Raw genomic sequence first — 19,495 nt, forward strand, 5'->3', positions numbered from 1 at the left:
GTTGTGCAGCACCACCCTAGCGCCGAGCATTCCCGTCACGCCCGTCCCGGAGCCGTTCGTCCCACCAGTTGAGCGGCGCGCCGTGCGCGCCGGAGGATGTCCGGGGAGATGACGCCGGCGCGGGCATTTCTCACAGCCGGGCGGCCGCCGTCCGGGCCGCCGGGTCGCTGACCTCGGCGTACGATGAGGCGGCGACCGTCCCACGTCGCCCGAGCTCCCCGGACCCCCAGCCGAGAACGGACAAGCACGCGCGTGAGCACCACGAGCACCACGACGTCCCACCCCCAGGCGCCGACCCGCGCGGCCGCGCGCGCCGAGCGGGAGCGTGCCGATGCGGACCGGGCGGACCGCCGCGGAGGGAACGCGGAGCAGGGCCGGGGGGCGAGCACGGGATGGCGCGACCGCGTCGGGGCGTACGTCGCGCTGACCAAGCCGCGCATCATCGAGCTGCTGCTGGTCACGACGCTCCCCACCATGATCCTCGCGCAGGGCGGCCTGCCCTCGCTGTGGCTCGTGGTCAAGACGCTCGTCGGCGGGACGCTCGCGGCCGCGTCGGCGAACGTCTTCAACTGCTACCTGGACCGCGACATCGACCAGGTGATGAACCGCACCAAGCGGCGCCCGCTGGCCACGGGGGAGATCACGCCGCGGGCGGCCCTGGTGTTCGCCACGGTGCTCGGCGTCGTGTCGCTGCTGTGGTTCGCCCTGCTGGTCAACGTCCCGGCGGCGTGGCTCACCTTCGCGGCCATCGCGATCTACGTGGTCGGCTACACGATGATCCTCAAGCGGCGCACGCCGCAGAACATCGTGTGGGGCGGGATCGCGGGCTGCATGCCCGTGTTCATCGGCTGGGCCGCCGTCACGGAGTCGCTCAGCTGGGCGGCGGTGGCGCTCTTCGGCGTCATCTTCTTCTGGACGCCGCCGCACTACTGGCCGCTGTCCGTGAAGTTCAAGAAGGACTACGCCAACGCCGGCGTCCCGATGCTCCCCGTCGTCGCGACGGACCGTCGCGTCGCGGTCGAGATGGTCGCGCACACGGTCGCGATGATCGCCTGCTCGCTCGCGCTCATCCCGCTCGCGGGCATGTCGTGGTTCTACTCGGCCGTCGCCGTCGCCTCGGGCGGCTGGTTCCTCTGGCTCGTGATCGCGATGCTGCGCCGCGCCGGCCACCCCGAGCGGGGCAAGCTCGGCGCGATGAAGGTCTTCCACGGCTCGATCACGTACCTCACGGTGCTGTTCATCGCGGTCGCGGTGGACGTCTTCCTGCCGTTCTGACCCTCCCGGTGACGCGGCCCGTCCGGGACGTCGTGGCCCCGGGGCATGATGTTCCGGTGCCCGACACCACGTCCGCCCCGCCCCTCCCGCCCGCGCTGACGGCCGCGCTGCAGGACTACCTGGCGCACCTCGGCGTCGAGCGCGGGCTGTCGGCGAACACGGTCGCGGCCTACCGCCGCGACCTCGGTCGCTACGCGCGCCACCTGCACGCCACGGGTCGCTCCGGGCTCGACGACGTGGGGGAGCGCGACGTCGAGGACTACGTCGTCGTGCTCCGTCAGGGATCGGACGGCGGGGCCCCGCTGTCGCCGTCCTCCACCGCCCGCGCGCTGGCCGCGGTCCGCGGCTGGCACCGGTTCGCGCACGCCGAGGGCGCCACGAGCGCCGACCCCGCGTCGCAGGTGCACGCCCCGAGCGCGCTGCGCCGGCTGCCGCACGCGCTGTCGATCGACGAGGTGGCCCGTCTGCTCGACGCGGCGGGCGCCGGCGACGGCGCGGTGCCGCTGCGCGACCGCGCCCTGCTGGAGCTGCTCTACTCCACCGGCGGGCGCATCAGCGAGGTCGTGGGTCTCGACGTCGACGACGTCGACGGCCTCCTGGACGGCGTGGGCCGCCGCACGGACCCGCCCGACGCGCACGACGACGGGGTGCCGCGCGCCGGGTCCGTGCGCCTGCGGGGCAAGGGCGACAAGGAGCGCGTGGTGCCCGTCGGCTCGTACGCGCGGACCGCGCTGGAGGCGTACCTGGTGCGCGCCAGGGCGCCCCTCGCGTCGGCGGGACGGGGCACGCCGGCGCTGTTCCTCAACACCCGCGGCGCCCGGCTGTCGCGGCAGAGCGCCTGGTCCGTGCTGCAGGCCGCCGCGGAGCGCGCCGGCCTGACGCAGCACGTGTCGCCGCACACGCTGCGGCACTCGTTCGCCACCCACCTGCTCGCGGGCGGCGCCGACGTCCGCGTGGTGCAGGAGCTGCTGGGGCACGCCTCGGTGACGACCACGCAGATCTACACGATGGTGACGCGCGATGCGCTGCGCGAGGTGTACGCCGCGGCGCATCCCCGCGCGCTCGGCTGAACCCCCGTCAGCACGCCCGCCGCGGCCCGCCCGCCGGAACGACGGCGCGCCCGGCGTGCCGCCCGGACCCCGGCAGGCCCTGGGGTAGCGTGACGCAGGTGAGCGAGGGACTCGGGAGCGACACCATGACGCAGACGACCACGAGCGACGCCTCACCGGCCGCGGCCACCGCGACCAGCCCCGCGCCGGGCAGTCCGGCCGGCGGGCTCGAGGAACCGCGTACCGACGTCGTCGGGCGGCCTCTGCCCGACTTCCGCGACCCGGCGCCGCTGGCGTCCCACGGGCCCGCGCGCATCGTCGCGATGTGCAACCAGAAGGGCGGCGTGGGCAAGACCACGACCACGATCAACCTGGGCGCCGCGCTGGCCGAGTACGGCCGCCGCGTCCTGCTCGTCGACTTCGACCCGCAGGGCGCCGCCTCGGTGGGCGTCGGCGTCAGCCCGCACGACCTCGACCTCAGCGTCTACAACCTGCTCATGGAGCGCGACGTCAGCTTCACCGACGTGCTGCAGCCCACGAACATCGAGGGCATGGACGTGCTGCCCGCGAACATCGACCTCTCGGCCGCGGAGGTCCAGCTCGTCGGCGAGGTGGCCCGCGAGTCGGTCCTCGCCCGTGCGCTGCGCCCGGCCCTGGACGACTACGACGTGATCCTCGTGGACTGCCAGCCGTCGCTGGGCCTGCTCACGGTCAACGCCCTCACCGCGGCGCACGGCGTGCTCATCCCGCTGGAGTGCGAGTTCTTCGCGCTGCGCGGCGTGGCCCTGCTCGTGGAGACGATCGAGAAGGTGCGCGACCGGCTCAACCCGGCCCTGGAGATCGACGGCATCCTGCCGACCATGTACGACTCGCGCACCCTGCACTCGCGGGAGGTCGTGGCGCGCGTGCACGAGGCGTTCGGCGACACGCTGCTGCACACGGTCATCGGACGCACGGTGAAGTTCCCGGACGCGTCCGTGGCGGCCGAGCCGATCACCAACTACGCCCCGACCCACGCCGGCGCCGCCGCGTACCGGCAGCTCGCGCGGGAGCTCGTCGCCCGTGGTGACGCTGCCTGACCTCGCCCCGGAGCAGGGGGAGGCGGTCGACGCCGTCGACGGCTCCGACGCCCGGCCGGGGTTCGAGGTGCACCTCGACAACTTCACGGGCCCGTTCGACCTGCTGCTGTCGCTGATCGCGAAGCACGAGCTGGACGTCACCGAGGTGGCGCTCGCGGCCGTGACCGACGAGTTCGTCGCGCACATCCGCGCGGCCGAGGCCGCGTCGCGCGAGGCGACGGCTCGCGGCGAGGAGCACCCGTCGTGGGACCTCGGGACGGCGAGCGAGTTCCTCGTCGTCGCGGCCACCCTGCTCGACCTCAAGGCCGCTCGGCTGCTGCCCGGCGTGGTCGAGGAGGACGCCGAGGACCTGGAGCTGCTCGAGGCCCGCGACCTGCTGTTCGCCCGGCTGCTCCAGTACCGCGCGTACAAGGAGGTCTCCGGCCTCCTCGCCGAGCGGCTGGAGACCGAGGGGCGCCGCGTGCCACGGTCCGTCCCGCTCGAGCCGCACCTCGTGGCGCTGCTGCCGGAGCTGGTGTGGACCCTCGACGGCGCGCGTCTCGCCGAGCTGGCGGCCAAGGCGCTGGAGCCGAAACCCCCGCCGGTCGTCGGGCTGGACCATCTCCACGCCCCCGCCGTGAGCGTGCGGGAGCAGGCGGGCGTGATCGCGCGCCGGCTGCGGCGCGAGCACGTCGCGACCTTCCGCGCGCTCGTCGCGGGGGAGGAGCGGCTCGTGGCCGTCGCGAGGTTCCTCGCCCTGCTGGAGCTGTTCCGCTCCGGCCGGGTGGCGTTCGAGCAGGCCACGGCGCTGGGTGAGCTCACCGTGCGGTGGACCGCGGGCGCCGGAGGCGACCGCGACGACGAGGACGACGAGGACGACGACGGCGAGCTCGCGGCGGGCTTCGAGGAGTTCGACGGGACGCCCGGGCAGGACGAGGGGACCGGCGCACCCGCCGCAGGCGGCGCCGGCGTGACGGAGGTCGTGGCATGACGCAGCAGACGGACGAGCAGGCCGAGGCCGTCGGGCCGGCGGCCGAGGCCGAGCGGACGGCCGAGGTCGAGGTGGACGTCGACGACCTGCCGGGCGGGCTGGCGGCGGCGCTGGAGGCCGTGCTCATGGTCGCGGAGTCCCCGGTGCCGGTCGAGCGCCTCGCGGCGGGCGTCGCGCGGCCGGTGCCGGTGGTCGCCGGGGCGCTCGAGGAGCTGGCCGCGGAGTACCGGGGCGAGACGGGCGGGCGCCCGCGCGGCTTCGAGCTGCGCCAGGGGGCCGAGGGATGGCGCGTGTACTCCGCGCGGGCACAGGCCGACGTCGTGGGCGCCTTCGTCCTCGAGGGGCAGTCGTCCCGGCTCAGCCAGGCGGCGCTGGAGACCCTCGCCGTGATCGCGTACCGCCAGCCCGTGACCCGCGGGCAGGTCTCGGCGGTGCGCGGGGTGAGCGTGGACGGCGTGGTGCGCACGCTGCTGGCCCGCGGCCTGATCGCGGAGACGGGCCAGGACCCGATGACGGGGGCCGTGCTGTTCGGCACGACGGGCGAGTTCCTCGACCGGATGGGCTGGTCGTCGCTCGAGGAGCTGCCGCCCCTGGCGCCGCACCTGCCGGACGTGGGGGAGGCGATCGCCCTGGACCCGTCCTCGGCCCTGCGTCGCGGGCTGGCGGAGGACGGGCCCGACGCCTGAGGATCAGGCGTCCGCGGCTGTCAGGCGACCGTCGCGTCGACCGTGACGTCGACGTTGCCCCGCGTGGCGTTGGAGTACGGGCAGACCTGGTGCGCGGCGGCGACGAGGGCGTCGGCGGTGGCCTGGTCGACGCCGCCGAGCTCGGCATGGAGCGCGACCGTCAGCGCGAAGCCGCCCTCGGGCGTCGGGTGCAGGGAGACCTCGGCCACGACCGCGGAGTCGCTCACGGTGGCCCGCTCGCGCCGCGCGACGAGCTTCAGCGCGGAGTGGAAGCACGCGGCGTACCCCGCGGCGAAGAGCTGCTCGGGGTTCGTGGCGCCGCCGGCGCCGCCCATCTCCTTCGGGATCGCGAGGTCGACGTCGAGGAGCCCGTCGTCGGAGCGGGACCGCCCGTCCCGTCCCTCGCCGGTCGCGGTGGCGACCGCCGTGTAGATCGCGCTCATGGTGTGTCCTCTCGGTAGAGTTACTAGTTCGTCTACTAGATCATGCGGCGACCGTCGCCGCAAGCAAGGGCCCGGTGCCGGGCCGGACGTGAGAGGTTGGGCAGATGGAGACCAGCGCGCCGGAGGAGACGGCCACCGGACCGGCCGGGCGGGCGGGCGGGCACGGCCGCGGGCGGGTGCGCGAGCGGATCGTCGAGGCGGGGAGCGGGCTCTTCTACGCGGAGGGCATCCGTGCCGTGAGCGCGGACAAGGTCATCGCCGCGGCCGGCGTGTCGAAGGTCACCTTCTACCGGCACTTCCCGACGAAGGACGACCTGGTCGTCGCCTACCTCGGGGAGCTCGCGGCCGCCGAGCGCGAGCGGCTGGAGGAGATCCGGTCGCAGCACGCGGGCGACGCGGCCGGGGCCCTCGCGGCGCTCGCCGGGGCGCTCGGCGAGGTGGCGCGGGGCGACCGGTTCCGCGGCTGCGCGTTCGTCAACGCCGGGGCCGAGTTCGCCGACCCCGCACACCCCGTCCGGCGCGCGGTCGCCGACCATCGCGCCTGGTACGCGGCCTTCCTCGCCGCCGTCGCCCGCGACGGCGGCGCCGACGACCCCGCGGCCGCGGCCGCCGAGCTGATGATGCTCCGCGACGGGGCGATGGTGTGCGGGGACGTGGACGACGCGGGCGTCGTGGCGCCGCGCCTCGCCGCGGGCTTCGCCGCCGTCCTGGCCGCCCACCGGGGGTGACGGCCCGGGCGTCGGGCGGCAGTCGTGCAGGTGTGTCGAGCAGGTTCGGGGGGACCTGAGAGAATCGAGCACCATGAGCACCGAACGCCGCGGCGGGAGCCGCCGCACCAGCCGTCCGCAGGGCCCCGCTGCGCAGCGCCCCCGCAAGGCCGCACCCCGTCGCCCCGCACCGCGCTCGGGCGAGCCCGACCGTGACGTCCACGTCGCCGACGGCGTCCGCCTGCAGAAGGTGCTCGCCCAGGCGGGCCTGGGCTCGCGCCGCAAGTGCGAGGAGCTCATCGCCGAGGGCCACGTCGAGGTGGACGGCGTCCTCGTCACGGAGCTCGGCGTGCGCGTCGACCCCGCCACCGCCGCCGTGCACGTGGACGGCATGCGCGTGCAGCTCGACACCTCGAAGATCACCCTCGCGCTGAACAAGCCGCTCGGCGTGGTCTCCACGATGAGCGACCCCGAGGGCCGCCCCACGCTCGCCGACCTGGTCAAGGACCGGTCGGAGCGGTTGTTCCACGTCGGCCGGCTCGACGCCGACAGCGAGGGCCTGCTGCTCCTCACGAACGACGGCGAGCTCGCGAACCGGCTCGCGCACCCCCGGTACGAGATCCGCAAGACGTACCTCGTCACCGTGACGGGCGGCGAGTTCTACCCCCGCCACGCGAAGCAGCTCACCGACGGCGTCGAGCTCGAGGACGGCCTCGCGCGCGCCGACAAGGTCCGCGTGGTGGACTCGGTGCCCGGCGAGACCATGATCGAGGTGGTGCTGCACGAGGGCCGCAACCGGATCGTGCGGCGCATGCTCGAGGCCGTCGGCTTCCCGGTGACGCGCCTGGTGCGGACCCGGATCGGCCCCATCGCCCTCGGCGACCTGCGAGTCGGGCGCTCGCGGGTGCTCGGGCGCACCGAGCTCGGCACCCTCATGCGCGACGTCGACATGTGACGCCGTCGCACCACCGACCCGCGTCGACCCAGCAGTCCCAGCAGTCCCAGCAGTCCCAGCAGCACCCGTAGTCCCGCAGTCCCGCGCGGCAGACCCGCGCGACAACAGAAGGTGAGCACACGTGGTCGTCATCGCCGTCGACGGTCCCTCCGGGTCCGGCAAGTCCAGCGTCTCCAAGGCGGTGGCGGCCCGGCTGGGGCTCGCCTACCTCGACACCGGGGCGATGTACCGGGCCGCGACGCTGTGGTGCGTCGACGGCGGCACGGACCTCGCCGACCAGGCCGCGGTGGCCGACGCCGTGCGCGCCATGCCGCTCGAGATGGGCGTCGACCCGACGGCCCCGACGGTGCACCTCGGCGGTCGCGACGTCGCCGCGGCGATCCGCACCACCGAGGTCTCCACTGCCGTCTCGCAGGTGGCCACCAACCTCGAGGTGCGCGCCGAGCTCCGACGCCGGCAGCGCGCCGTCATCGAGACCGAGGGCGCGCCGGGCGGCTACTCGGGCGGCAAGGGCATCGTCGCTGAGGGGCGCGACATCACGACCGTGGTCGCGCCCGACGCCGACGCCCGCGTGCTCCTGACCGCCAGCGAGGAGGCGCGCCTGCGCCGCCGCTCGCTCGAGGTGCACGGCGCGGCCGACGAGTCGGCCGTCGAGGCGACGCGCGACCAGGTGCTGCGCCGCGACCGCGACGACTCCACCGTCAGCCAGTTCCAGGTCGCCGCCGACGGCGTCGTCACCGTCGACTCCTCCGACCTCGACTTCGACCAGACGGTCGACGCCGTGCTCGCGGTCGTCGCGCAGGTCACCGCCTGACGCGCCGCCGCGACGGCTGCGCGGCGCCGCGCCGGACGCGGTGACGCGGGTCTCGTTCGTGACACGTCGCTCGGCCTGGGAGAATGGTGCGCATGACCACTCCCGCCGACGGCTCCGTGCCTGCTGCCGAGCCCACCGACGAGCCCACCGCCCCGCCTGCGCCCGGCATCGCCGCGGCGCCCGCGGACCGTGCGGACACCGAGGGCCGTGACGCCGTGGCGGAGGTCCTCGAGTCCGACGGCGACGACGAGGCGCGCGAGCGCGCGCTGCGCGCCGGCCTGGAGGACTTCGAGCTCGACGAGGCCGACCGCGCGCTGCTGGACGCCGAGTGGGACGAGGAGGGCTTCGGCCCGGGCGAGGCGCCGCTGCCGGTGCTCGCCGTCGTCGGGCGCCCCAACGTCGGCAAGTCGACCCTCGTCAACCGCATCCTCGGCCGCCGCGAGGCCGTCGTGGAGGATACCCCGGGCGTCACGCGCGACCGCGTGAGCTACCCCGGCGAGTGGGCCGGCCGCGACTTCACCCTCGTGGACACCGGCGGCTGGGAGGTCGACGTCGCCGGCATCGAGTCGAAGGTCGCCGAGCAGGCAGAGGTCGCCGTCGAGCTGGCCGACGCGGTCATCTTCGTCGTCGACTCCACGGTGGGCGCGACGTCGACCGACGAGCGCGTCGTGGAGCTGCTGCGCCGCTCGGGCAAGCCCGTCGTGCTGGCCGCCAACAAGGTGGACGGGCCGTCGGGCGAGGCGGACGCCGCCTACCTGTGGTCGCTCGGCCTGGGCGAGCCGCACCCCGTGTCCGCGCTGCACGGCCGCGGCACCGGCGACCTGCTGGACGCCGCGATGAAGGTGCTGCCCGAGGTCTCCGAGCACGGGGAGCTGCGGCCCGCCGGCCCGCGCCGGGTGGCCCTCGTGGGCCGCCCGAACGTCGGCAAGTCCTCGCTGCTGAACAAGATCGCCGGGGCCGAGCGCGTCGTCGTCGACGAGACCGCGGGCACCACGCGCGACCCGGTCGACGAGCTCGTGGAGATCAAGGGCGTGCCGTACTGGTTCGTCGACACGGCCGGCATCCGCCGCCGCGTGCACCAGACGCGCGGCGCCGACTTCTACGCGTCGCTGCGCACGCAGGCGGCGATCGAGAAGGCCGAGGTCGCCGTCGTGCTCGTCGACGCCTCGGAGCCGATGACCGAGCAGGACACGCGCGTCATCTCCCAGGCCGTCGACGCCGGCCGGGCGCTCGTCATCGCGTACAACAAGTGGGACCTCATGGACGACGACCGTCGCCCGTACCTCGAGCGCGAGATCGAGCGGGACCTGGTGCAGGTGCAGTGGGCGCCGCGCGTCAACGTCTCCGCCCGCACGGGCTGGCACACCGACAAGCTGACGCGCGCGCTCGAGACGTCGCTCGAGTCGTGGGACACCCGCATCCCCACCGGCCGCCTCAACGCCTTCCTCGGCGAGCTGGTGGCCGCCCACCCCCACCCGCTGCGGGGCGGCAAGCAGCCGCGCATCCTGTTCGGCACGCAGGCCTCGACCCGCCCGCCGCGGTTCGTCATCTTCGCGACCGGGTTCCTCGAGGCGGGCTACCGCCGGTTCATCGAGCGCCGCCTGCGCGAGACCTTCGGGTTCGAGGGGTCGCCCATCGAGATCAGCGTCCGCGTGCGGGAGAAGCGGCGCCGATGAGCTGCCGATGAGCGCTGCCCCGCTGGCCCGCCGGGGTCGCCTGCTGCGCCTGGGCGTGGCGCGCGACACGTCCGCGGTGCGCCACCTGGTGACGTTCCTGGTGGTTGCGGTGGCGACGGTGCTCGTGACCCGGTTCCTCCTCGCTGCTTCCGGCTACCCGCAGGTGGGCGGCGGCGGTCTGCACGTGGCGCACGTGCTCTGGGGCGGTCTCGGCATGGCGCTCGCGGTGGTGGTGCTGCTCTCCTGGGTGGGGCCGGCGCCGCGGTCGCTCGGCGCGGTGCTGGGCGGCGTCGGCTTCGGGCTGTTCGTCGACGAGATCGGCAAGTTCGTCACCTCGGACAACGACTACTTCTACGAGCCGACGGCGGCGCTCATCTACGCGGTCGTCGTCGTGCTCGTGCTGCTCGTGGAGGCGCTGCACGGGAGGCGGTCGCACCACCCGGCCGAGTACCTCGCGGTGGCGACCGACCGTGCCGTGGCCGGGGTGGCGGGCGGCTTCACCGACGCGGAGCGCGAGGAGGCGCGGGCGCTCGTGGAGCGGGGCCGCGGCGAGCCCGCCGCCGACGAGGTGGCCGCGCTCGTCGAGGCCGTGCCCGCGGACGCGGTCGCCGTGCCGGACCCCGTGCGGGCGCTGGTCGTCCGGGTGTCGGCGTGGTTCGCCGACGCGATGGAGCACCGCTGGGCGGCCGCGGTCGTGACGGTGGCGGTGCTCGGCACCAGCGCGGGGTCGGTCGTGGTGGCGCTGCGGGTGCTGCTCGGCGGCGTCGCGGTCCCGACCTGGGTCGGCGTCGGCATCCTCGCGGCCGTCGCCGTGACGGTGGCGTGCGTCGTGCGGGCGCTCGTCGTCGGCCCGCGCGACCATCGCGCGGGCGCGGTGTGGGTGCGCCGGGGCGTCCTCGTCAGCCTGCTGGTCACCCAGCTCCTCGCGTTCCGCACGGTGCAGTGGGTGGCCGTGGCGGGGCTGGCGGTCGACCTCGTCGTGCTCGTCGCCCTCGGGGTCGCCCTGGGGCGGGACGACGAGCGACGCTCCGTCCGGCCGCGGGCGCGCTGAGCGCCGTCGCGCGGACGCACGGGACCGACGGAGCGACGGCCGGCCCGTGAGACGTCCGCCACTCGGGCTTGCCAGGTGGTCGCGGAGCATGGCACGGTCGGCGGTGACGAGCGAAAAGCTCGCGTGCTCTGGGGTCGGTGAAATTCCGAGCCGGCGGTGAAAGTCCGCGACCCGGTCACAGCCTGTGACCGGTTGACCAGGTGGAACTCCTGGACCGACGGTCAAAGTCCGGATGGGAAGCGCACGCGACGGCTCCCCGTCCGGTCCGTCCCCGGCCCTCGTGGCCGGCGCCGTCCGTCGTGACGACGTCCGGGACCGGAGGTGCGAGCACGTCCCGACCCCGCCTTCCTGCCCCGGGGTCCGCGACCGGACGACAGGGGCAGGACGCATGAGTGCCACGACGGCGGAGCGCGCCGCGATGCAGCGCGCGCTGGAGCTGGCCGGGCAGGTGCCGGCCCGAGGACCCAACCCGCGCGTCGGGTGCGTGCTCCTCGACGCCGACGGCGCGACGATCGCGGAGGGTCTCCACCGTGGCGCGGGCACGCCCCACGCCGAGGTCGAGGCGCTGCGCCGCGCGACCGAGTCCCGCGGCCCGGGCGCCGCGCGCGGGGCCACCGCCGTCGTCACGCTCGAGCCCTGCAACCACCACGGGCGCACCGGGCCGTGCGTGGACGCGCTCCTGGAGGCGGGGGTCGCACGGGTCGTGCACGCCCAGCACGACCCCAACCCGGCGGCGTCGGGGGGTGCCGCGCGCCTGCGTGCCGCAGGCGTGGAGGTGGTCGGCGGCGTCCTGGCGGACGAGGCCCGCGCCCTCAACGCCACCTGGACGCGCGCGCTGGAGCTCGGCCGTCCCGTCGTCACCTGGAAGGTCGCGAGCACGCTCGACGGACGTTCCGCGGCCGCCGACGGAACCTCGCGCTGGATCACCGGGCGGGCCGCGCGGCGCGACGTGCACCGGCTGCGGGCCGGGGTCGACGCCGTCGTCGTCGGCACCGGCACCGCGCTCACCGACGACCCCGACCTCACCGTGCGGCACGTCCCGCTGACGGGGCAGCAGCCGGACCGGGTCGTCGTCGGGCTGCGGGACCTGCCCGCGTCGTCCCGGCTCGCGCGGGCCGCGGCCGCCGGGGAGGCGGTGATGCACCTGCGCACCCACGACCCGCACGAGGTGCTGGACCTGCTCTGGTACCGCGAGCACCGGCACGTGCTGCTCGAGGGCGGTCCCGCCCTCGCCGCCGCCTTCTGGCGCGCCGGTCTCGTCGACGACGTCGTCGCCTACGTCGCCCCCGTGCTGCTCGGCGTCGGCGCCTCCGCCGTCGCCGACCTCGGCATCGGGACCATCGCGGACGCCGCGCGCCTCGACCTCCTCGACGTCGCCGTCCTGCCCCGGGACCCGGACGACCCCACCGACATCCCCACCGTGCGGCTGGCCCTGCGGCCGCGGAAGGAGCACTGAGCCATGTTCACCGGAATCGTGGAGGAGCTCGGCGCCGTCGTGGCCGTGCGCGAGCACGCGGACGGCGCCCGTCTCACCGTCGCGGCCGAGAGGGTGCTCGACGGCGTCCGGCTCGGCGACTCGATCGCCGTCGACGGCTGCTGCCTGACCGTCGCGGAGACGGGGGAGCACGACGGTCGTGCCACCTGGACGGCCGACCTCATGGCGGAGACCCTGGCCCGCACGAGCCTCGGCGGGCGGCGTGCCGGAGACCCGGTCAACCTCGAGCGGGCGCTCGCGGCCGACGGGCGGTTCGGCGGGCACGTCGTGCAGGGGCACGTCGACGGCGTCGGCACGGTGCTCGCGCGCACGCCGGGCACGCAGTGGGAGGTCGTCGAGATCGCGCTGCCCCCGGAGCTGGCGCGGTACGTCGTGGCGCAGGGCTCGATCGCCGTCGACGGTGTGAGCCTCACCGTGGTGGACGCGCGGGACGACGCGTTCACCGTGAGCCTCATCCCCGAGACGCGGGCGCGCACGACGCTCGGCGCCCGCGCCGTGGGGGAGCCGGTCAACCTCGAGGTCGACGTGCTGAGCAAGTACGTCGAGCGGCACCTGGCGTCCGGCACCGCGCACGGCCTCGCGGCTGCGGCAGGAGCGGCGCGGTGAGCGCCGTCGGGCGGGTCGAGCGGGCGATCGCGGACGTCGCGGCCGGGCGCCCCGTCGTCGTCGCGGACGACGCCGACCGCGAGAACGAGGGCGACCTCATCCTGGCCGCGGACGCCGCGACGCCCGAGCTCATGGGGTTCCTGGTGCGGCACACCAGCGGCCTCGTGTGCGTGGGCGTGGCGGGCCACCAGCTGGACCGGCTCGGCCTGCCCCTCATGGTCGAGGCGAACCAGGACGCCTACCGCACGGCCTACACGGTGACGGTCGACGCCGCCACGGGCGTCTCGACCGGGATCTCCGGCGCCGACCGGGCCCGCACCGCGCGCCTGCTCGCCGACCCGGCGACCGGGCCCGCGGACCTCACGAGGCCCGGGCACGTGCTGCCGCTCCGGGCCCGTCCCGGCGGCGTCCTGGAGCGGCGCGGGCACACCGAGGCGGCCGTCGACCTGGCGCGCCTCGCCGGGCGGGGCGAGGCCGGCGTGCTCGCCGAGCTGGTGCACGACGATGGCACGATGATGCGGCTGCCCGCGCTGCGGGAGTTCGCGGCCGAGCACGGGCTCGCGCTGATCAGCGTGGCCGACCTCGTCGCCTACCGGCGGGCGACCGAGCTGCTCGTCGAGCGCGTCGCCGTCACGACCCTGCCCACCCGGCACGGCGACCTCACCGCCGTGGCCTACCGGGACACCCGCTCGGGCGACGAGCACGTCGCGCTGGTGGCAGGGGCCCTGGACGCCCTGGCCGCCCCCGGGCACGGCCCCGCGCTGACGAGGGTGCACTCCGAGTGCCTCACGGGGGACGCGTTCGGCAGCCTGCGGTGCGACTGCGGGCCGCAGCTCGACGAGTCGCTGCGGCGGATCGCCGAGGCCGGCCGAGGTGTCGTCGTCTACCTGCGCGGGCACGAGGGGCGGGGGATCGGGCTGGCCGCCAAGCTCGCCGCCTACGCCCTGCAGGACGTCGGGCGCGACACCGTCGACGCCAACCTCGACCAGGGGCTGCCCGCCGACGCCCGCGACTACACCGCCGCCGCGCACGTGCTGAAGGACCTGGGCGTGCCGGCCGTGCGCCTGCTGACCAACAACCCCGCCAAGGTCGACGGCCTCGTCGCCGGGGGAGCGGACGTCGTCGAGCGGCTGCCCCTCACCCTGCCCGCCCACCCGCGCACGCTCGGCTACCTGCGCACCAAGCGCGACCGCATGGGGCACGACCTGCCCCACCTGACCGACGTCCCGCACGACACCGGAGGAACGATGCACGACGCCCCGACTCTCCCTTCGACTCTCCCCGCGACCCGGCCCGCCCCGACGGCCGCCGGAGCCGCCCGATGAGCGGCGCCGGCGCCCCGACCGCGGCGCCCGTCGACTGCTCCGACCTGCGCGTCGCCGTCGTCGCGGCGAGCTGGCACCAGGTGGTCATGGACGGGCTGCTCGACGGCGCGCTGCGCGCGTGCGCCGACCACGGGGTCGGCGACCCCCGGGTCGTGCGCGTGCCCGGTTCGTTCGAGCTGCCCGTCGCCGCCCAGGCGCTCGCGGAGGCCGGGTACGACGCCGTCGTCGCCCTGGGCGTCGTGATCCGCGGCGGCACCCCGCACTTCGACTACGTGTGCGCCGCCGCGACCGACGGGCTGAGCCGGGTGGCCCTCGACCACACCGTCCCCGTGGGGTTCGGGCTCCTGACGTGCGACGACGAGCAGCAGGCCCTCGACCGCGCCGGGCTGGACGGCTCGCACGAGGACAAGGGGTACGAGGCCGCCGCCGCGGCGCTGGCCACCGCGCGCGTCCTCGGTGCCGTCCGGGCGACACAGGTCGGCGGTGCGCGCGCCGATGCGGGACCAGTGTCTGACCTGGGGTAGTATTTCGGTCGGCCCTGCGGGGTGGCACCACGGTGTCACGTGCGGGGTCGACGGGCTGTGGCGCAGCTTGGTAGCGCACTTGACTGGGGGTCAAGGGGTCGCAGGTTCAAATCCTGTCAGCCCGACCAGCACACGAACGAGAGGCTCGGACCGGAGACGGTCCGAGCCTCTCGTCGTTCGGGTCGGTCGGCCCTGCGCTCTCTGTCGGTCCCGCGCCCGACCGTCCTCCCCACGGGACGCCAACGCCGGTACACCGACGAGCAGCTCGCCGAGGCCGTCGCGAGCGAGTTCTTCGTCATCGACGGAGAGCTGCGGCAGTACCGGATACCCGCCGCCGTCGTCGGCGGGCTGCACGCGATCCACGTGGGCTCGTACGCCCGGTACAGGCTGCCGACCCTCGCGCCCGCCGGACCTGCTGCCGACGTGTCCTGACGTCGCCACCGGACGAACGCGTCTGCGGCCCCGTGCGTCGCCCCCGGGCGACCCGGTCCGCTGCGGGCGACGATGGCCACGAGACGGGACACGACGCGGCATGGGCGAGCACGCCTCAGTCACGTCGCATCGACACGACGACGAGGGGAAACACGACATGTGCACGGGAATCCGGTTCTCCGACGGTCACGGCAGCGTCTACCTCGCACGAAACCTCGACTGGACGACCGGCTACGGGCAGCAGGTGGTGATGACGCCCACCGGGTTCGCACCGAGGTCGCCGTTCGGTGCCGTGCCTGACATCAAGCACGCCACCATCGGCATGGGCATCGTGGAGGAGGCCACGCCGCTCTACTTCGACTGCGGGAACGCCGCGGGGCTGGCGGTCGCGGGGCTCAACTTCCCGGGATACGCGGCCTACGCCCCCGCCCCGGTGGACGGCGCCGTCAACGTCGCCGCGTTCGAGTTCCCCCTGTGGGTCTGCTCGCAGTTCGCGAGCGTGGACGAGGTCGAGGCCGCGCTCGCGGACGTGGTGATCGTCGACCGGCCGATCAACGACAAGTTCCCCAGCTCGCTGCTCCACTGGATCGTCGCCGACGGCACGCGGGCGATCGTGGTGGAGCACACGAGCGACGGCATGCACGTGTTCGACGACGACGTCGACGTGCTGACGAACCAGCCCGGGTTCGCCTGGCACCACGAGAACCTGCGCAACTACCTCAACACCTCGCCGGAGTTTCCTCAGGACGTCGCGCTGGGCAGGGCGCTCCTCGGCCCGTTCGGGTCGGGTTCGCACATGCGCGGGATCCCCGGCGACTACTACTCGCCGTCCCGGTTCGTCCGCGCGGCGTACGTCAACGCGCACTACCCCGGCAGGGAGAGCGAGGCGGAGAACGTCAGCCGCGCGTTCCATACCCTGCAGCAGGTGGCGATGGTCGACGGCTGCGCCGCGATGGGCTCGGGCGAGTTCGAGATCACGATCTACACGGGGCTCTTCTCCTCCCAGACCTCGACGTACTACTGGAACACCTACGACGACCCGGCGATCCGCAGCGTCGCGATGGCCGACCATCCGGCCGACGGCTCGGACCTGGTCCTGGCGTAGCGCGACGTGGAGGAGGTCGAGGCCGCGCTCGCGGGCACGCACCGGGCATGATGGACGCGTGCCCGACGACCCTCACTCCGGCCTGCGCGTGACGGCGGCCCTCGTCGTCCCCGAGCGGGAGCTGTCCTGGCGGTTCTCGCGCTCGTCGGGTCCGGGCGGTCAGGGCGTGAACACGGCGGACTCGCGCGTCGAGCTGTCGTGGGACGTGGGGGAGTCGAGGTCGCTCACGGAGGCGCAGCGCGCGCGGGTCCTCGAGCACCTGGCGGGCCGTGCCGTGCGCGGGGTCGTGACGGTCGCGGCCTCCCAGCACCGCGCCCAGCTGCGCAACCGGGAGGTCGCCCGGACCCGTCTCGCGGCGCTCGTCGCCGAGGCGCTCGCGCCGCCGGGGCCGCGCCGCCGCCCGACGCGGCCGACCCGCGGGTCGGCGCAGCGGCGCATCGACGCGAAGAAGCGTCGTGCGGGCGTCAAGCGGATGCGGCGCCCGCCGCAGGACTGAACCGGCGGGCGCGGCGGTCGTCAGGCGCCGCGGTCCGGAGCACCCATGTCCCCCGTGGCGGGCACGCCGTCGGCGAGGCCGTAGTGGAGGTACACGGTGCCGCTGGGGCCGGCGGCAGGGGGCTCGAGCAGCCGGAGGTTCGTCGGCACCTCCCCGCCGTCGAACACCTTCTTCCCGACGCCCAGGACGATGGGGTGGACCCAGAGGTCGATGCGGTCGAACAGCTTCTCGTGCAGGAGGGTCTGCACGAGGTTCAGGCTGCCGACGACGCGGACGTGCTCGTGGCGGTCGCGGATCTCCCGCACGGCGGCGGGCAGGTCCGGGCCGAGCTGGGTGGAGCCGGCCCAGGAGAGGTCGGGGGTGCCGCGGGAGGCGACGTACTTCGGGATGCTGTTGAAGAGGGTCGCGATGTCGCCGTCCTGGCCGCCGCCGCTCTGGTGCGGCCAGTACGCGGCGAAGATGTCGTAGGTCCGCCGGCCCAGCAGGAGCGCGTCCGTCCCCTCGCCGTAGGCGGCGTCGATCTGCTCCCCGGCGACCTCGTCGATCAGCGGGGCCTGCCAGCCCCCGAACGGGAAGCCCTGCGGGTCCTCGTCGGGGCCGCCCGGCGCCTGGGCGACCAGGTCCAGGGTGGCGAACAGCTCGAGGTGGATGAGTCCCATGGTGTCCTCCGGAAGGTCGTCCGGCCCACATGGTCGGCCGGCTCACGGGAAGGACCTCCCGGGTCGGAGGAACTCATCGGCGCAGAAACCTTCCACTGTGAGGTTTTGGGGGTAGGCTCGTCCACGGCTTCCGGCGCGGTGCGACGTACTTCTGTACGGGCATCGACGGAAGTCGGACCGCCGACCACGCGAAGGAGCCCCAGATGCCCATCACGTCCGTGCAGCTGTACTCGCTGCGGGATGCCATCGCCGCCGACCTGGACGCCGCCGTCGCGCGCGTGCGCGAGATCGGGTACGAGCACGTCGAGCCGTACGCGTTCGTCGAGCGCGCCGCCGACTTCGAGCGTGCCTTCGCCGCCACGGGTCTCGCCGCGCCGTCAGGGCACGCCGCCGTCATCGACGTCGCCCAGCCCGACGTCGTCTTCGAGGCCGCCGCCCGCCTCGGGATCGGGATCGTCATCGACCCGTTCGTCCCGACCGAGCGGTGGCAGACGGCGGACGACGCGAAGAAGCTCGCCGAGCGCGTCAACGAGCTGACGGCCCGGGCGGCGGGCCACGGCCTGCGCTTCGGCTACCACAACCACCAGTGGGAGTTCACCAACAAGGTCGACGGGCGCCCGGTGTTCGAGATCTTCGCCGAGCACCTCGACCCGGAGGCCGTCCTCGAGGTCGACACCTTCTGGGCCACCGTCGGTGGCGCCGACGCACCGGCCGTGCTCAAGACGCTCGGCGACCGCGTCGTCGCCATCCACGTCAAGGACGGGGAGGTGTCCGGCGACATCGCGACCGTGCTGCCCTCCAGCGAGAGCGCCCTCGACGTGCCGCCTGCCCTCAAGGCCGCGTACGAGAACCAGGTGCCCGCCGGGCAGGGCGACGTCGACGTGCCGGCGATCCTCGCCGCCGCGCCGCAGGCCATCCGCGTCGTGGAGTTCGACTCCTACGCGGGTGACGTCTTCGAGGGCGTCGCCGCGTCCCTCGCCTGGCTGCAGGAGAACGACAAGTGAGCAGCGTCGGTGTCGGCATCATCGGTGCCGGGAACATCTCCACGCAGTACCTCGAGAACCTCACGAAGTTCGCCGACGTCGAGGTCCGCATGGTCGCCGACGTGCTGCTCGACCGGGCCGGCGCGCAGGCGGAGGCCTACGGCGTCCCGTCGTCGGGCACGGTGGAGGAGCTGCTGGCCCGTGACGACATCGAGATCGTCGTCAACCTGACGATCCCGGCGGTGCACGCCGAGGTCGGGCACCAGATCGTCGCCGCCGGCAAGCACGTGTGGAGCGAGAAGCCGATCGCGACCGACCACGCGTCCGCCGCCGCCCTGCTTGCCGTCGCCGAGGCGAAGGGGCTGCGCGTCGCGTGCGCCCCGGACACCGTGCTCGGCGCGGGCATCCAGTCCGCGCTGCGCGCCATCGCCCGCGGGGACATCGGCGAGCCTCTGACGGCGACGACGATGTTCCACGTCCCGGGCCCCGAGGCATGGCACCCGGACCCCGACTTCCTGTACGCGACGGGCGCGGGCCCGCTGTTCGACATGGGGCCCTACTACGTCACGACGCTCGTGCACGCGCTGGGGGCGGCGTCCCGCGTCCAGGCGGTGTCGTCGAAGTCGCTCGAGAAGCGCACGATCGCGTCCGGCCCGCGTGCCGGCGCGACGTTCCCCGTCGAGGTGCCGACCCACCACGCGGCGCTGATCCAGTTCCGCGGCGGGCAGTCGGCGCAGTCGACGTTCTCGTTCCAGCACGCCCTGCCGCGCGCCGGGTTCGTCGAGATCAACGGCACGACGGGCACGATCGTGCTGCCCGACCCGAACGTGTTCGACGGCGACTCCACCCTGTGGCGCTACGGGCAGGACGAGCCCGAGACCGTCCCCGCCACCGGATCCACCTGGGGCCGCGGCACCGGCGTCGTCGAGCTGGCCCGCGCGATCCGGGAGGGGCGGCCCGAGCGGGCGTCCGGTGCCGTCGCGCTGCACGTGCTCGACGTGCTCCTCGCGATCCGCGACGCCGCGGAGTCCGGGACGGCGATCGACGTCGCGTCCACGGTCGACGCGCCGCCGCCGCTGGCGGAGGACTTCGACCCGGCGGCGTCGACCTTCTGACCTCGCCGTCACGCCGAGGGGCCGGGTCCTGCGGGACCCGGCCCCTCGTC

At 74.7% G+C, this 19,495-nt stretch carries 20 protein-coding genes, 1 tRNA gene and 1 riboswitch; of the genes, 19 read left to right on the forward strand and 2 right to left on the reverse strand.

Going from position 1 to position 19,495, the window contains the following annotated elements:
• Window positions 1-252: 252 nt before the first annotated feature.
• The 5 genes from ACFQ80_RS02620 to ACFQ80_RS02640 all read left to right on the forward strand — a co-directional run bounded on the left by ACFQ80_RS02620 (window position 253) and on the right by ACFQ80_RS02640 (window position 5,059).
• Window positions 253-1,275: a heme o synthase gene (locus tag ACFQ80_RS02620; RefSeq protein WP_430551985.1), complete on the forward strand. Its 1,023-nt coding sequence runs from the start codon at window positions 253-255 to the stop codon at window positions 1,273-1,275.
• Window positions 1,276-1,331: 56 nt separating this feature from the next.
• Window positions 1,332-2,345, forward strand: coding sequence for a site-specific tyrosine recombinase XerD (locus ACFQ80_RS02625; RefSeq protein WP_430562444.1), 1,014 nt, complete (start codon window positions 1,332-1,334; stop codon window positions 2,343-2,345).
• A gap of 125 nt (window positions 2,346-2,470) precedes the next feature.
• Window positions 2,471-3,403 (forward strand): ParA family protein, encoded by a 933-nt coding sequence (locus ACFQ80_RS02630; protein ID WP_430562445.1) that lies wholly within the window; start codon window positions 2,471-2,473, stop codon window positions 3,401-3,403.
• Window positions 3,396-4,373 carry a segregation and condensation protein A gene (locus tag ACFQ80_RS02635; RefSeq protein ID WP_430562529.1) on the forward strand — a complete coding sequence of 326 codons (978 nt, stop codon included), beginning with the start codon at window positions 3,396-3,398 and terminating at the stop codon, window positions 4,371-4,373. The genes ACFQ80_RS02630 and ACFQ80_RS02635 overlap by 8 nt, the downstream gene beginning before the upstream one ends.
• Complete coding sequence (locus ACFQ80_RS02640) at window positions 4,370-5,059, forward strand: SMC-Scp complex subunit ScpB (protein ID WP_430551983.1); 690 nt, start codon at window positions 4,370-4,372, stop codon at window positions 5,057-5,059. Before ACFQ80_RS02635 ends, ACFQ80_RS02640 begins: the two co-directional genes overlap by 4 nt.
• Window positions 5,060-5,079: 20 nt before the next feature.
• On the opposite strand, the gene ACFQ80_RS02645 is transcribed toward ACFQ80_RS02640, so the two are convergent.
• On the reverse strand, window positions 5,080-5,502 hold the full coding sequence (locus tag ACFQ80_RS02645; protein ID WP_430551982.1) for an organic hydroperoxide resistance protein: 423 nt from the start codon (window positions 5,500-5,502) through the stop codon (window positions 5,080-5,082).
• 104 nt (window positions 5,503-5,606) lie between these two features.
• On the opposite strand from ACFQ80_RS02645, the gene ACFQ80_RS02650 reads away from it, so the two are divergent.
• From ACFQ80_RS02650 to arfB, 12 genes are all read left to right on the forward strand, one after another.
• Window positions 5,607-6,230 (forward strand): TetR/AcrR family transcriptional regulator, encoded by a 624-nt coding sequence (locus ACFQ80_RS02650; RefSeq protein WP_430562446.1) that lies wholly within the window; start codon window positions 5,607-5,609, stop codon window positions 6,228-6,230.
• Between the two features lie 73 nt (window positions 6,231-6,303).
• Complete coding sequence (locus ACFQ80_RS02655) at window positions 6,304-7,164, forward strand: pseudouridine synthase (RefSeq protein WP_430551980.1); 861 nt, start codon at window positions 6,304-6,306, stop codon at window positions 7,162-7,164.
• Window positions 7,165-7,285: 121 nt separating this feature from the next.
• A complete protein-coding gene (gene cmk / locus ACFQ80_RS02660; RefSeq protein WP_430562447.1) occupies window positions 7,286-7,978 on the forward strand; it encodes a (d)CMP kinase in 693 nt (230 codons plus the stop codon).
• A 92-nt stretch (window positions 7,979-8,070) separates the two neighbouring features.
• Window positions 8,071-9,654, forward strand: a complete 1,584-nt coding sequence (gene der, locus ACFQ80_RS02665; RefSeq protein ID WP_430562448.1) for a ribosome biogenesis GTPase Der — start codon at window positions 8,071-8,073, stop codon at window positions 9,652-9,654.
• 7 nt (window positions 9,655-9,661) lie between these two features.
• Window positions 9,662-10,705, forward strand: a complete 1,044-nt coding sequence (locus tag ACFQ80_RS02670; protein WP_430562449.1) for a hypothetical protein — start codon at window positions 9,662-9,664, stop codon at window positions 10,703-10,705.
• Between the two features lie 119 nt (window positions 10,706-10,824).
• Window positions 10,825-10,954, forward strand: a riboswitch (FMN riboswitch).
• 139 nt (window positions 10,955-11,093) lie between these two features.
• On the forward strand, window positions 11,094-12,161 hold the full coding sequence (ribD, locus tag ACFQ80_RS02675; RefSeq protein WP_430562450.1) for a bifunctional diaminohydroxyphosphoribosylaminopyrimidine deaminase/5-amino-6-(5-phosphoribosylamino)uracil reductase RibD: 1,068 nt from the start codon (window positions 11,094-11,096) through the stop codon (window positions 12,159-12,161).
• 3 nt (window positions 12,162-12,164) lie between these two features.
• Window positions 12,165-12,806 carry a riboflavin synthase gene (locus tag ACFQ80_RS02680; RefSeq protein WP_430562451.1) on the forward strand — a complete coding sequence of 214 codons (642 nt, stop codon included), beginning with the start codon at window positions 12,165-12,167 and terminating at the stop codon, window positions 12,804-12,806.
• Complete coding sequence (locus tag ACFQ80_RS02685; RefSeq protein ID WP_430562452.1) at window positions 12,803-14,131, forward strand: bifunctional 3,4-dihydroxy-2-butanone-4-phosphate synthase/GTP cyclohydrolase II; 1,329 nt, start codon at window positions 12,803-12,805, stop codon at window positions 14,129-14,131. The genes ACFQ80_RS02680 and ACFQ80_RS02685 overlap by 4 nt, the downstream gene beginning before the upstream one ends.
• The gene (gene ribH, locus ACFQ80_RS02690; protein WP_430562453.1) at window positions 14,128-14,655 is read left to right on the forward strand and encodes a 6,7-dimethyl-8-ribityllumazine synthase; all 528 of its coding nucleotides are present in this window, start codon (window positions 14,128-14,130) and stop codon (window positions 14,653-14,655) included. Before ACFQ80_RS02685 ends, ribH begins: the two co-directional genes overlap by 4 nt.
• 51 nt (window positions 14,656-14,706) lie before the next feature.
• Window positions 14,707-14,783, forward strand: a tRNA-Pro gene (locus ACFQ80_RS02695).
• 461 nt (window positions 14,784-15,244) lie between these two features.
• Window positions 15,245-16,192: a choloylglycine hydrolase gene (bsh, locus tag ACFQ80_RS02700; protein WP_430562454.1), complete on the forward strand. Its 948-nt coding sequence runs from the start codon at window positions 15,245-15,247 to the stop codon at window positions 16,190-16,192.
• A gap of 58 nt (window positions 16,193-16,250) precedes the next feature.
• The gene (gene arfB, locus ACFQ80_RS02705) at window positions 16,251-16,688 is read left to right on the forward strand and encodes an alternative ribosome rescue aminoacyl-tRNA hydrolase ArfB (protein WP_430551970.1); all 438 of its coding nucleotides are present in this window, start codon (window positions 16,251-16,253) and stop codon (window positions 16,686-16,688) included.
• Window positions 16,689-16,708: 20 nt separating this feature from the next.
• On the opposite strand, the gene ACFQ80_RS02710 is transcribed toward arfB, so the two are convergent.
• Window positions 16,709-17,347 (reverse strand): dihydrofolate reductase family protein, encoded by a 639-nt coding sequence (locus ACFQ80_RS02710; protein WP_430562455.1) that lies wholly within the window; start codon window positions 17,345-17,347, stop codon window positions 16,709-16,711.
• A gap of 203 nt (window positions 17,348-17,550) precedes the next feature.
• On the opposite strand from ACFQ80_RS02710, the gene ACFQ80_RS02715 reads away from it, so the two are divergent.
• On the forward strand, window positions 17,551-18,351 hold the full coding sequence (locus ACFQ80_RS02715) for a sugar phosphate isomerase/epimerase family protein (RefSeq protein ID WP_430562456.1): 801 nt from the start codon (window positions 17,551-17,553) through the stop codon (window positions 18,349-18,351).
• Window positions 18,348-19,445, forward strand: coding sequence for a Gfo/Idh/MocA family protein (locus tag ACFQ80_RS02720; protein WP_430562457.1), 1,098 nt, complete (start codon window positions 18,348-18,350; stop codon window positions 19,443-19,445). The genes ACFQ80_RS02715 and ACFQ80_RS02720 overlap by 4 nt, the downstream gene beginning before the upstream one ends.
• Window positions 19,446-19,495 lie beyond the last annotated feature (50 nt).

The sequence above is a fragment of the Isoptericola sp. NPDC056578 genome (assembly GCF_042793275.1).
Classification (GTDB): domain Bacteria; phylum Actinomycetota; class Actinomycetes; order Actinomycetales; family Cellulomonadaceae; genus Isoptericola.

Excerpts from the sequence above, each read along its gene's own strand:
- ACFQ80_RS02640 (WP_430551983.1), top strand. The coding sequence starts at position 4,370 with ATGACGCAGCAGACGGACGAGCAGGCCGAGGCCGTCGGGCCGGCGGCC.
- ACFQ80_RS02645 (WP_430551982.1), bottom strand. The coding sequence starts at position 5,502 with ATGAGCGCGATCTACACGGCGGTCGCCACCGCGACCGGCGAGGGACGG.
- ACFQ80_RS02650 (WP_430562446.1), top strand. The coding sequence starts at position 5,607 with ATGGAGACCAGCGCGCCGGAGGAGACGGCCACCGGACCGGCCGGGCGG.
- der (WP_430562448.1), top strand. The coding sequence starts at position 8,071 with ATGACCACTCCCGCCGACGGCTCCGTGCCTGCTGCCGAGCCCACCGAC.
- bsh (WP_430562454.1), top strand. The coding sequence starts at position 15,245 with ATGTGCACGGGAATCCGGTTCTCCGACGGTCACGGCAGCGTCTACCTC.
- ACFQ80_RS02680 (WP_430562451.1), top strand. The coding sequence starts at position 12,165 with ATGTTCACCGGAATCGTGGAGGAGCTCGGCGCCGTCGTGGCCGTGCGC.
- ACFQ80_RS02655 (WP_430551980.1), top strand. The coding sequence starts at position 6,304 with ATGAGCACCGAACGCCGCGGCGGGAGCCGCCGCACCAGCCGTCCGCAG.
- ACFQ80_RS02710 (WP_430562455.1), bottom strand. The coding sequence starts at position 17,347 with ATGGGACTCATCCACCTCGAGCTGTTCGCCACCCTGGACCTGGTCGCC.
- ribH (WP_430562453.1), top strand. The coding sequence starts at position 14,128 with ATGAGCGGCGCCGGCGCCCCGACCGCGGCGCCCGTCGACTGCTCCGAC.
- ACFQ80_RS02715 (WP_430562456.1), top strand. The coding sequence starts at position 17,551 with ATGCCCATCACGTCCGTGCAGCTGTACTCGCTGCGGGATGCCATCGCC.
- ACFQ80_RS02670 (WP_430562449.1), top strand. The coding sequence starts at position 9,662 with ATGAGCGCTGCCCCGCTGGCCCGCCGGGGTCGCCTGCTGCGCCTGGGC.
- ribD (WP_430562450.1), top strand. The coding sequence starts at position 11,094 with ATGAGTGCCACGACGGCGGAGCGCGCCGCGATGCAGCGCGCGCTGGAG.
- ACFQ80_RS02630 (WP_430562445.1), top strand. The coding sequence starts at position 2,471 with ATGACGCAGACGACCACGAGCGACGCCTCACCGGCCGCGGCCACCGCG.